12 protein-coding genes are annotated in these 12848 nt (G+C 32.1%); 4 read left to right on the top strand and 8 right to left on the bottom strand.

Annotated elements, in window-relative coordinates:
- Positions 1–122: 122 nt before the first annotated feature.
- Positions 123–482 (bottom strand): RDD family protein, encoded by a 360-nt coding sequence (locus N5D03_RS05300; protein ID WP_115001726.1) that lies wholly within the window; start codon positions 480–482, stop codon positions 123–125.
- A 60-nt stretch (positions 483–542) separates the two neighbouring features.
- Entirely contained in the window at positions 543–2024 is a 1482-nt protein-coding gene (locus N5D03_RS05295; protein ID WP_280051097.1) for a hypothetical protein, read from the bottom strand.
- Between the two features lie 148 nt (positions 2025–2172).
- On the opposite strand from N5D03_RS05295, the gene N5D03_RS05290 reads away from it, so the two are divergent.
- Genes N5D03_RS05290 through leuB form a run of 4 tightly spaced genes read left to right on the top strand, consistent with a single transcriptional unit; the run spans position 2173 to position 6456 of the window.
- The gene (locus N5D03_RS05290; RefSeq protein ID WP_125349634.1) at positions 2173–3348 is read left to right on the top strand and encodes a 2-isopropylmalate synthase; all 1176 of its coding nucleotides are present in this window, start codon (positions 2173–2175) and stop codon (positions 3346–3348) included.
- Positions 3345–4730, top strand: a complete 1386-nt coding sequence (gene leuC, locus N5D03_RS05285; RefSeq protein ID WP_280051096.1) for a 3-isopropylmalate dehydratase large subunit — start codon at positions 3345–3347, stop codon at positions 4728–4730. Before N5D03_RS05290 ends, leuC begins: the two co-directional genes overlap by 4 nt.
- Positions 4731–4742: 12 nt before the next feature.
- On the top strand, positions 4743–5345 hold the full coding sequence (gene leuD, locus N5D03_RS05280; protein WP_115001719.1) for a 3-isopropylmalate dehydratase small subunit: 603 nt from the start codon (positions 4743–4745) through the stop codon (positions 5343–5345).
- Positions 5332–6456 (top strand): 3-isopropylmalate dehydrogenase, encoded by a 1125-nt coding sequence (gene leuB, locus N5D03_RS05275; RefSeq protein ID WP_115001717.1) that lies wholly within the window; start codon positions 5332–5334, stop codon positions 6454–6456. The genes leuD and leuB overlap by 14 nt, the downstream gene beginning before the upstream one ends.
- An 82-nt stretch (positions 6457–6538) precedes the next feature.
- Here the strand turns inward: leuB and groL are convergent, their stop codons facing one another.
- From groL to N5D03_RS05245, 6 genes are all read right to left on the bottom strand, one after another.
- Entirely contained in the window at positions 6539–8164 is a 1626-nt protein-coding gene (gene groL / locus N5D03_RS05270; protein ID WP_280051095.1) for a chaperonin GroEL, read from the bottom strand.
- 109 nt (positions 8165–8273) lie between these two features.
- A complete protein-coding gene (locus N5D03_RS05265; RefSeq protein ID WP_125349629.1) occupies positions 8274–8552 on the bottom strand; it encodes a co-chaperone GroES in 279 nt (92 codons plus the stop codon).
- A gap of 155 nt (positions 8553–8707) precedes the next feature.
- On the bottom strand, positions 8708–10951 hold the full coding sequence (locus tag N5D03_RS05260; protein WP_280051094.1) for a zinc-dependent metalloprotease family protein: 2244 nt from the start codon (positions 10949–10951) through the stop codon (positions 8708–8710).
- 5 nt (positions 10952–10956) lie between these two features.
- Positions 10957–11376: a hypothetical protein gene (locus tag N5D03_RS05255; protein ID WP_280051093.1), complete on the bottom strand. Its 420-nt coding sequence runs from the start codon at positions 11374–11376 to the stop codon at positions 10957–10959.
- A 124-nt stretch (positions 11377–11500) separates the two neighbouring features.
- Positions 11501–11851 (bottom strand): preprotein translocase subunit SecG, encoded by a 351-nt coding sequence (gene secG / locus N5D03_RS05250; RefSeq protein ID WP_280051092.1) that lies wholly within the window; start codon positions 11849–11851, stop codon positions 11501–11503.
- Between the two features lie 4 nt (positions 11852–11855).
- Positions 11856–12839: a tetratricopeptide repeat protein gene (locus N5D03_RS05245; RefSeq protein WP_280051091.1), complete on the bottom strand. Its 984-nt coding sequence runs from the start codon at positions 12837–12839 to the stop codon at positions 11856–11858.
- Positions 12840–12848 lie beyond the last annotated feature (9 nt).

Raw genomic sequence — 12848 nt, 5'->3', positions numbered from 1 at the left:
AAATTATTCAAACTCTGTTTTTCCGATACTTTCGATGTTGTCTGCTTGTGATAAATCTAATTCAAAAGCTTTTTTATTGACAACTGTAGTTTTAGAAATCTTATCGTGCCAACCATTTTCTCCTAAAAAAGATAAAACTTAAAAGGAATTATTCTACAAAGACTTCTCATAAAATAATCTTTCGTGGTAGGTGTAGAACCATCTATCATCACAACTTTTGTTCCGGTAACTAATTTGCCAATAGAACGTCCTTTTGTGATAGATTCTATCAGAAAGTAATAAAAAACTAAAACAATTGCTGCTATAATATTATAAATCAAATTGCTTTCAGGTAATTGGAAATTCATCATTACTGCTACTACACCTAATATCAATCCAATAATAAATGTACATATCAAGTATACTATGCCATCTATTAAATAATTTGCTAATCTCAAACCTTGATTGGTTTTGTGTTCGCCAACTTTGTAATCTTGATACATAATGTTTAGTGTTAATTAGTTGTAAATATATGATAAATGATAATTTTAGTGGAATTATTATTAAATTTTATCTTCCATCCAACGTCTAAGGTTGATATAATTGGTATTTCTACGCAACAAATTTTCATTGTACGAATCTTTCAAGAAATCATCTAATTCTCTGAAAGCTTTAACTTTTTCATGAGGATACAAATCATTCAATTCAATAAAAAATAAACTAATTTTTCGTGTAATAATGTTACTATTTTTCATCTTTTTGCAGAATTGATGCGTTTTGTACGAATATGTATCCAATTCTTGATCATTCCCAGAATCATACAAATTCATCATAATCAAAACCAAGGTGTAAAAATGTAAATCTTCTTGAATTGACGCTTCACTATTGATTATTTTTTGACAATACTCGAACGAATTATCCCAATCTTTGTTTAAGAAATAATAGGCAGCAATTTTTAGATAAAGCACCAAAATATGATGATTATCGATTTTATGATGATGCGATTTAATTTCGCGTAAAATATCTTTAATCAAAAATGGACTAATATTTTCTTTTGGATTAATGAAAAAATAATTCAGTTTGCTATTAAATTTATTGATAAACCAAAGCGCTTCCACATTATCATTTTGAGGCAAAATCTCGTAAACAGATTCTAATTTATCAAACCAAAATTTAAATTCTTCAGAATTTTTTTTCAGGTATAAGATCTTTAATAAATAGCTATTTCCTTTAATAAACCAAACTGGATGACTAAGAATTCGTTCTTTTTTCTCGTAAAATAATTCAACCCATTTTTTCGAAAATTCATAGGCAGAGTGTAGGTTTTGCGTTAACATCGACAACCAAACATTTGCTTTGTAAAACCACAGTTTCTCTTTGAATTTTAATTTCTTAAAATCGATATTTTTTGTTTCCGAATCAAAGAAATTCTGAATTTTTTGAATTTCATCATCATCTTTTGCGTATCCATTCTCGAGCAAAATACTATACAATTTTAGCGATAAATTAGACAATTTACTTGCTTGTAAATTCTGTAAACTCAATTCCTCCGATTGTTCAATCAACTGATCTGCACGACCAGAAATACTTCGTGTAATGAATTGTGATTCGATAATTTTTTCGAGTTCTAAAATATCATAAGCAATGGCTTTTTCGTCAAAATCTAAGGCTTGAGTTTTGGCTTTGTCCAACATTTTTAGACTTTGTTTGTGTAAGCCTTTTTGATACAAAATCGTAGCAAAATCAAACTGTTCACGTATTTGCATACGCGAATTTTGTTGCGAAGGATTCATTCTCAAGCTAAACAAAATTTGTTTGTACAAATGCGCTTTTAGATTAGATAATTGTTGTTTCGTGGTAATTTTTTTCTTCAAAATAGCCGTTTCATCATATTCTTCCAACTTATCCAATGCTTCAAATAATAACAAAAATTTTGCATCTGCATTAATTTGCAGACGATTTACATAAAGTTTGAATTGACGTTTTTCGGAACGATTAAGTGACTTTATTAAACTAAATAGTGCGTCTTTGTTATGATTTGACATTGTAATTAAATTATATATAATGTATTGAAAATAAAATGATTATGATAAATATTTTAGCTTTAAGAATTGTAAAACACTTTTCAATTTGAAAATTTAAAGTTAGTACAATTTTAATTTTACATCACAATAACAAACAAAACTAATTGCAATGAGTGCTGAGAAGATTCAAATTTTTGATACGACACTGAGAGATGGAGAGCAAGTGCCGGGGTGTAAGTTAAACAAAAAACAGAAGTTAGAAATTGCGGCTCGATTGGACGAATTAGGCGTTGATATTATCGAGGCTGGTTTTCCAATTTCAAGTCCTGGAGATTTCGAAGCCGTAAATGCAATTTCAAAATTAGTGAAAAATGCCACAGTTTGTGGTTTAACTCGTGCAAACAAAAAAGATATAGAATCTGCAGCTAAAGCTTTACAATATGCGGTAAAACCAAGAATTCATACCGGAATTGGAACTTCGGATTCTCATATTATTCACAAATTTAATTCGAATCGTGAAGCGATTATCGAACGTGCCGTTGAAGCGGTTGCTTATGCAAAAACATTTGTAGATGATGTTGAGTTTTATGCTGAAGACGCAGGAAGAACGGATAATGCTTTTCTTGCTCAAGTTTGTGAAGAAGTGATCAAAGCTGGTGCGACAGTTCTTAATATTCCAGATACAACGGGTTATTGTTTGCCTTTTGAGTATGGAAATAAAATTAAATATTTGAAAGATCATGTTCAAGGAATTGATAATGTGATTATTTCTTGCCACAATCATAACGATTTAGGTTTAGCGACAGCGAATGCAGTTGCAGGAGCTATAAATGGAGCACGCCAAATAGAATGTACAATTAATGGAATTGGTGAGCGTGCTGGTAATACGGCCTTGGAAGAAATCGTGATGATTTTTAGACAACACAAAGAATTGAATTTTTATACAGATATCAATGCTCAAATGTTAACAGAATTAAGTCAATTAACTTCTGATACAATGGGAATGATGGTTCAACCAAACAAAGCAATTGTAGGATCGAATGCTTTTGCGCACAGTTCTGGAATTCATCAAGATGGTGTGATTAAAAATCGTGAAACATACGAAATTATCAATCCGGCAGATGTTGGAGTTAATGAGTCCTCTATTATTTTGACAGCTCGTAGCGGGCGTTCAGCATTAGCTTATCGTCTAAAAGATATCGGTTTCGATACATCTAAAAATGAATTAGATATTTTATATGAACAATTTTTAGAAATTGCGGATCTAAAAAAAGAAGTCGTTCGTGAAGATTTACTTGGATTAATACATCAGTTTAATCAAACATCACAGAGAAAATTCGCATGAGAACATTATTCGATAAAGTGTGGGATGCCCATGTTGTCAGCCAAGTAGAAAATGGACCACAAGTGATTTATATTGATAAACATTTAATTCACGAAGTAACAAGTCCACAAGCTTTTGCAGAATTAGAAGCGAGAAATATTCCAATTTTTCGACCAAATCAAATTGTTGCAACTGCGGATCACAATGTACCAACGATTAATCAAGATCAGCCAGTTCGAGATCCATTATCAAAACAACAATTAGAGCAATTAGCGATTAATTGCGAAAAAAATAATATTACTTTTTATGGTTTAGGTCATCCGTATCAAGGAATTGTTCACATTATTGCGCCAGAATTGGGTGTTACGCAACCAGGAATGAGCATGGTTTGTGGTGATAGTCACACATCTACGCATGGAGCTTTTGGAGCAATTGCTTTCGGAATTGGAACAAGTCAAGTTGCACAGGTTTTTGCTAGTCAATGTTTGTTGATGAATAAACCAAAATCGATGCGAATTACAGTTAATGGAAAACTGAATCCAAATGTTCAACCAAAAGATGTGATTTTATATATCATTTCTAAAGTGGGAACAAATGCAGGAACAGGTTTTTTCTGTGAATATGCAGGAGATGTTTTCGAGAATATGTCGATGGAAGGTCGAATGACCGTTTGTAATATGTCGATTGAAATGGGCGCTCGTGGCGGAATGATTGCACCAGACGAAACAACTTTTGCTTATTTAAAAGATAAACCATTTGCCCCGAAAGGAGAAGAGTGGGAGCAAAAAGTAGCGTATTGGAAAACTTTACCAAGTGATGCTGATGCGATTTTTGATGAAGAAATAGAATTTGATGCGGCGGATATTTATCCAATGATTACGTTTGGTACGAATCCGGGAATGGGAATTTCGGTGAAAGATATCATTCCATCAAAAGATTCGTTAAGCGATAATGAAAAAGAATCGTTTGAAAAAGCATTGAAATATATGGGTTTCCAAGATAATCAATCAATCATCAATCATCCAATTGATTATGTGTTTATCGGAAGTTGTACCAATGCAAGAATCGAAGATTTGCGTGAAGTGGCAAATTATGTGAAAGGAAAACAGCGCAATGAAAATGTAACAGCGTGGATTGTTCCAGGATCGAAACAAGTAGAAAAACAAGCGATAGAAGAGGGTTTGGATAAAATTTTTGAAGCTTCTGGATTCAAATTGCGCGAACCAGGTTGTTCGGCTTGTTTGGCAATGAACGACGATAAAGTTCCAGAAGGAAAATATTGTGTATCGACTTCGAATAGAAATTTTGAAGGTCGTCAAGGTCCAAATTCTCGTACATTATTAGCAAGTCCTTTGATTGCTGCTGCTGCTGCAATTCATGGAAAAATTGTTGATATCAATTAAAATTTACTCAAAATGGATTCAATCAATCAATTAAAATCATCGGCTGTTCCGATTAAAATAGAAAATATAGATACCGATCAAATTATTCCAGCTCGTTTCTTGAAAGCAATTAGTAGAGAAGGTTTTGGAGATAATTTATTCAGAGATTGGCGATTTAATCAAGATAATCAATCAATTGATAACTTTCCGCTGAATGATTCAAAATATGCAGGAAAAATATTAGTTGCAGGTAAAAATTTTGGTTGTGGTAGTAGCCGCGAACACGCTGCTTGGGCAATCAAAGATTACGGATTTGATGTGGTGATTAGTTGTTATTTTGCAGATATTTTCAAAGGAAATGCATTGAATAACGGAATTTTACCAATCGTTGTTTCAGATGAAATTTTAAATCAAATTTTTGAAATCATCGATCAAAATCCTTCAACAGAATTTGAAGTTAATTTAGAAAATCAAACCTTAAAAATTCAAGATCAAACCATCTACTTTGATGTTGATTCTTATAAAAAAATCTGTTTATTAAATGGATATGATGACATCGATTTTTTAATCAGTCAAAAAGATAAAATAGAAACTTACGAACAAAACCATAAATCTTTACAACATGAAAACGCATAAAATTGCAGTACTTTCTGGCGATGGAATAGGACCAGAAGTCGTTTCGGAAACAATAAAAGTTCTGAAAGTCGTAGAACAAATTTTTAAATATAATTTCGAATTTGAGGAAGCTTTGATTGGTGCAATTGCAATAGACGAAACGGGAAATCCTTTGCCTGATGCGACATTGCAATTATGTAAAGATGCAGATGCGGTTTTGTTTGGTTCTATTGGAGATCTAAAATATGACAATAATCCGAACGCTAAAGTTCGTCCCGAACAAGGTTTGTTAAAGCTGAGAAAGGAACTTGGTTTATTTGCAAATATCCGTCCAATTAAGGCTTACGAATCTTTGTTGGGGAAAAGTCCATTGAAACGTTCGCACATCGAAGGAACAGATATGGTTATTTTTCGTGAGTTGATTAATGGAATTTATTTCGGAGAAAAATTTACGGCGCAAGATGGTTCGCATGCCTATGATACGTGTTCGTACAATAGAAAAGATATTGAACAAATTACACATTTAGCTTTTCAGGAAGCAATGAAACGTCGTAAAAAAGTAACGTTGGTAGACAAGGCAAATGTGTTGGACACGTCTCGTTTGTGGAGAAAAGTTGCGATGGATATTAGCCAAGAATATCCAGAAGTTGAATTAGATTTCTTGTTTGTTGATAATGCAGCGATGCAATTAATTATCAATCCAAAACAATTTGATGTGATTTTGACTGAGAATATGTTTGGCGATATTATTTCGGATGAAGGAAGTGTAATTGGAGGAAGTATAGGTTTGTTGCCTTCGGCTTCTATTGGTACAGAAAATGCATTGTTCGAGCCTATTCATGGTTCGTATCCACAAGCAAAAGGAAAAGGAATTGCAAATCCTATGGCTTCTATTTTGAGTGCTGCAATGATGTTGCATTATTTGGGATTAGAAGAAGGTGCGAAAGCAATAGAAAATGCGGTGGAAAATGCGATTAATAATTTGATTGTAACTTCAGATTTAGATGAAACGAGTGATTATTCGACATCTGTTGTAGCAAATTATATTGCGAAGATATTATTGAGCGATCATGATCATCATTCATATTTTAATTTTGAAAACGTATTGATGGGAAAGTCGACAATTATATAGTTTTTATTATTTATGACTTAATGAAAAAGCCATTCAGATTTCTGAATGGCTTTTTCTATTGTATATTTTTATGAGTTGATGATTACATCATTCCTGGCATTCCGCCTCCCATTGGCGGCATAGCTGGCTCATCTTTTTTAATTTCTGTAACAACCGCTTCAGTAGTAATTAACATACCTGCAACAGAAGCAGCGTTTTCTAATGCAACACGAGCAACTTTAGTTGGATCAATAACTCCAGCCTCGATCATGTTTACATATTCGTCAGTTTTTGCATTGTATCCGAAATCACCATTTCCTTCTTTTACTTTAGCAACAACTACAGAACCTTCTCCACCAGCGTTGTGAACGATTTGGCGTAATGGTTCTTCAACTGCACGCGTTACAATTTTAACACCTGTCGCTTCGTCAGCATTTGTTGTGTCAATTGTTAAGTTAGATAAAGCTCTAACGAAAGCAACACCACCACCAGCAACGATACCTTCTTCTACAGCAGCGCGAGTTGCGTGTAAAGCATCATCAACACGGTCTTTGATTTCTTTCATTTCAACCTCAGAAGCAGCACCAACGTATAATACAGCAACACCTCCAGCTAATTTAGCTAAACGCTCTTGTAATTTTTCGCGATCGTAGTCAGAAGTAGTTGTTTCTACTTGCGCTTTAATTTGGTTAACACGAGATTTGATTTGCTCAGCATCACCAGCTCCGTTAACAATAGTTGTATTGTCTTTGTCGATAACTACTCTTTCTGCAGTACCTAACATTTCTAAAGTAGCAGTTTCTAACGTAATTCCTTGCTCTTCAGAAATAACAGTTCCTCGTGTTAAGATTGCGATATCTTGTAACATTGCTTTTCTACGATCTCCGAATCCTGGTGCTTTAACAGCAGCAATTTTTAAAGATCCTCTTAAACGGTTCACTACTAAAGTAGCTAAAGCTTGACCTTCAACTTCTTCAGAAATGATTAAGAATGGACGACCTGATTGAGCAACTGGCTCTAATAAAGGTAAGATTTCTTGTAAGTTAGATATTTTTTTCTCACATAATAAGATGTAAGGATTCTCTAATTCAGCAATCATTTTATCTGCATTTGTAACGAAGTAAGGAGATTGATATCCACGATCGAATTGCATCCCTTCTACAACGTCAACATAAGTTTCTGTTCCTTTCGCTTCTTCAACAGTGATAACACCTTCTTTTCCAACTTTAGAAAAAGCTTCTGCGATTAATGATCCTATTGTATCATCGTTATTTGCAGAGATAGAAGCAACTTGTTTGATTTTTTCTGATGAATCACCAACTTCTTGAGATTGCTCTCTTAAGTTAGCAACGATTCCTGCAACAGCTTTATCAATACCACGTTTTAAGTCCATTGGGTTTGCACCAGCAGCAACGTTTTTCAAACCTTCGCGAACGATAGCTTGAGCTAAAACTGTAGCAGTTGTAGTACCATCACCAGCAACGTCGTTTGTTTTAGAAGCAACTTCTTTTACCATTTGCGCACCTAAGTTTTCGATTGGATCTTCCAATTCGATTTCTTTTGCTACAGAAACTCCGTCTTTAGTTACATGTGGAGCACCGAAAGATTTTTCTAAAACTACGTTACGACCTTTTGGTCCTAATGTTACTTTAACTGCATTTGCTAATGCATCAACACCTCTTTTTAAAGCGTCTCTTGATTCAATATCGAATTTAATATCTTTTGCCATTTTTATTTATGTTTTGATGTCTTAAGTCTTAAGTCTTAAGTCGAATATGATTAAAAATTAAAAAATAAGTTACTTTGTACTTAATACATTTTACTTATTACAACTAAATTTAGATGATTGCCAAAATATCAGCTTCACGCATGATTAAATAGTCCTTTCCTTCTAATTTTAATTCAGTTCCTGAATATTTTCCGTAAAGAACTTTGTCTCCAATTGCAACAGTTATTGGTTCATCTTTTTTACCATTACCAACTGCTACAACGATTCCTTCTTGTGGTTTTTCTTTTGCTGAATCTGGGATAATAATTCCTGATGCTGTTTTAGTTTCTGCAGGAGCAGGCTCAATAACCACTCGATCTGCTAATGGTTTAATGTTTAATTGTGACATATTTGTATTTTTATTTTAATAATTGATGGTTTTAAATAAACGAAAAACGTGCCAACACACAATTTCTGCCATTATGGATAAGTTAATTTCACTCCTTAAAACAAAAATGCCAAGTTGTATGACAACTTGGCATTTAAAGTGATTTTTATGAATAATTATTTTTTGATAATCACTTTTTTCGTGAATTGTTCGTTACCTGCTTCAATCGAAACAATGTAAACACCATTTGATAAATTCGATAAATTAACTTGTTGAGATTTCGAAGAATTTAACGTGTTTGAATAAACTGTTCTTCCTGCTAAATCTGTCACCGTAATTTTACCTGATGTAAATGATTTTGTAAAATCTAAATTGATAATTCCATTTGATGGATTTGGAGAAATCGTAGCTAAATCTTTCGAATTGATTTCAGAAGTTGCTAATTTATCAGAAATTTCAAAATTTGCAGCATTTACAGCTAAGAAAACATTATCAATCGCTTTAATCATAATGCGCGCTTCTTTTGTCAAGGTAACATTTGTTGGAACTGTAAAATCATATTTTCCATTATTTGGAACTGATTCAGCTAAAACATAATCAAATGTTTTTCCACCATCAACCGATAATAAAATTTTTACGTTTTGTGTATCAATTCCATTTGCATCCGTTCCCGCAACATCCCAAGTAATTGATGCTGGATAATTTTGAGTCCAATAATCAGTTGTTGCTTGCGAAGTCACTTTGAATGGACCGAAATCTTTTGTAACAAGTACAACATTTTTACGATCAGTTTGACCTCCTTTAGGATTGTTATCTCTAACTAAAAGAGAGAATTTTAGCGTACGAGCAACGCTTGGAATAACTTCCCAGTTCATAGGAGCTGGATTTGTCTCTAAAGTTAATTTACCATCAACAATTGATTGTAAATTAGGGAAGTATCTGTATCCTACTGTAGTTGGATTAAGAGATCGAAATGTTGGTCCATTTTTATTAGTAGATACAGGAGGTTGTGTAGCTATTTGTGTATCTGTTTGTTCCCAGTTGTATGTTATTGCGTCTCCATCAGGATCACTAGCTGTTGCTTCCAAAACAAAAGCGGTTGAGTGAGGAATGTTATATGACAATTTATCTAGAACAATGACAGGTTCATTGTTTCCTGAATCAGAATTTACTGAACAACTTCCATTTGTAGAAGTAACAAAATTATATATATTACTAACACTTACAGTAGAAAAATAAGGGTCACTATTATTTTGTACATTAGGAGGACAAATACCAGCATAAGCCATAATGGTACTTCCACTACCAGGTTCAACTGCTGTAGCGCCTGAGCGATTTCCACTACAAGAATTGTTAAAAGTATGTGGTGCTCCAAATTGGTGTCCCATTTCATGGGCAACATAATCAATATAGAAAGGATCATTAATAGGAGCTCCTAATCCTGTAACACCACCAGCTTTATCTGTACTACAGGGGCTTCTCAAATATGCAACACCTCCACCACCAGTAGAAAATACGTGTCCGATATCATAATTGTCAATACCTATAACTTCATCAATTACTTTTTGATTTTCAGATAACATTTCTTCTCCGTCATTGTTTGTATATTCATCGTCTGTTATAAATAGAATTTTATCATTGTCTTCAACTAATTCCATTGTAACACCAAACTCTTTTTCATAGACTCCATTTACACGAGTCATAGCTACATTTATTGCAGATAAAACTACAGCTAATTTTTCCTCATCTGTTCCATTCGTTGCTCCAGATCTGTTTATGTGGTATCTAGAATATTCTACAGTTGTGGCTAATGCTAATCGATATTTTCTCATTTTACCATCAACAACTGTTCTGTTATGACTGAAATTTTCTGTTACTTGATTAATTAAATTTTGTTGTTGTACATCATCAGTATGACATATGAAATTAATATTATCATCTACATTTTTTCGACTGTAAGAAATGTATGTAGATAGATCTTCTGTATACGCATCAATGTAGGAGATTTCATAACCTTTATGAATCATAGCGCTAAAGCCATGAGATGGTGAATAACTGAATCTAACGGTTGATTTTCCATCAGTAGATTTTCCGACGTAAGACTTAATTGTTTTAAATTTTTCTTGTAGTTTAGGAGCCATAATAGAAGCCTCTTCTACAATATATTTTGTTAATTCTCCATTTTCATTTGGAATATAAATTGTTTTAGATTGATTCAATCCTTTATTCGAAGTATTGTTTAAATCGTCAATTAAATTTCCAATGTCTAATTTAAATAATTTATAATCTTTAGGTGTTGATGATCTTTCTACTAAATCATTAAGTTGGAAATTTTTGTTTTTAAATTCATGCCAGTGATTTTTCTGTGCAAAAACAGTTCCTCCTATAAGAAGGGATAAAATAATAAATTTTGATTTCATAAGCTTTAATATTCAAGTATTAGATAGTGAATTTCTTTTGGAATTTCTAAAAATAAAGTATTAATAGAATCATCAAATTCTGTGTTACTCTTAGTTAATTTTAAAATGCCTTTTTTCTTGTTAACAATTAATTCAGAAGCATCATAATTGCTGATATCCATTTTGCATATAACAGCAATTTTTTTATCTGAAAAATCAACAATATCTAGCGGACTATTTTTTTTACCAGGAATAATAAATGATTTTTGATATTGGTTAAAATTGTCTGAATTAGAAAATATCGTAATCTCATTTTTACAGCCATTACCATCAAAAGAAGTTCTTAAAATAGTTAATTCTTCTTTAGGTATTTTTTTTAATTTTTTCTGTGTAGAGCATCCAAAAATTAATGTGAACAAAATGAATAGATATAAATATTTTTTCATTGCAAGATAGAGGTTTAAATCTTTATTATATAACAATAATTAATTAAATATATTATGATTTTATTGAACAAAAAAAACCTCAAATAATTTATTTGAGGTTTTCTTGTATATTTTTTAAAAAGAATTACTTCGCTGGTTGAGCAGGTAATTGATTTTGACTAGTTCCATTTGCTGCTGGTTGAGCAGGTAAATTATTAGCTGGAGCAGTAGTTGTTTGTTTTATTGGTTTTATTGCATTTGGATTTTCATGCGTTACACCCGCACCAATAATTAATACAACGATAGCTATAAATAATCCCCATGTTGTATTGTCTAAAAACTTGTTAGTTCTTTGTACTCCAAACATTTGGCTACCTCCGCCACCTCCAAAAGTAGAAGATAATCCCCCTCCTTTAGGATTTTGAGATAATACAATTAATACTAGTAATACACTTAATATCATGATAATAACCATGAAAAACTGAAATAGTCCCATTTTATTATTTAGAGTTTTTTAAATTTTCAATTTCTTTAATTCGATTTGCAAATAAACCATTTTTTTCTGGATATTTCAAAATTAATATTTTATAAGCTTTAATTGCTTTATCATATTTTTTTTGTTCAATGTAAATTTGTGCTAATGTCTCAGTCATTAAATCTGAATATTCTTCACTGTTTTGAACAAAATTGGAAGCTGAATTTACTGGAGTAATTTCCGATTTTTTCATCGGAACTATTTTAGGATTTTTTTCAAGAAAATCGTCAATTAGTTTATATTTTATTTCTCTTTCAGCAATTTCCTGTTCCTCTTCTATCGTTTTTTGATCTTTCTGTTGAGAAGGAAATTTTTTTAACCAATCTGAAAAAGAAAATGTAGAATCAGAATTTATTTCGATTATTTCTTTTTGAGAAGACGTTTTTTCTTCATAATTAACTTCCGCTTCTTCAATAATAAATTCTTTTACTTCAATTTCTGTTGTTTGTTGAATTGCATGCTCAATGTCAATTTCAGAAAGGCCATTATTTTTAGTTTCATCATCATTATTAGTCTCATTTTCAGAAATATTACTTTCAATATCTAATTTAACTTCATTTATTTGATGCTCATTTTCAATCGTTTCATTTTCTATTTCTATGAAAGGATCAGTAATATTTTCGTTTTCTGATAAAACAACGTTTGAAGGTGTAATTTTTTCATCTACAATAGAAGTAACAATATCTGTTTCATTGTCTTCTGAAATTATTTCTTGTTCAATTTTTTCAGAATTCATGTAGTGGTATAGATCAACACGGTTGCTACTATGAATAGAAGTTTTATTTAAATAATCCTCAAAAGAAGGATGATTTTCCTTTTTTAAACCATAAAGTAACAAAGCGCGCAATGTGTAGAAATACGGGTATTTTTCTACCTCTTTTTTAAGAAGTGGAATGTCCGATTTCTCGACTTCGTACGGATGTGCTACTAAATATTCAATTCTGGTCATTGCTCAAAT

This window comes from Empedobacter sp. GD03861 (assembly GCF_029840885.1).
Lineage (GTDB): Bacteria > Bacteroidota > Bacteroidia > Flavobacteriales > Weeksellaceae > Empedobacter > Empedobacter falsenii_B.
Note: the sequence above shows the minus strand (reverse complement) of the source record. Positions and strands in the feature narration are given on the sequence as shown.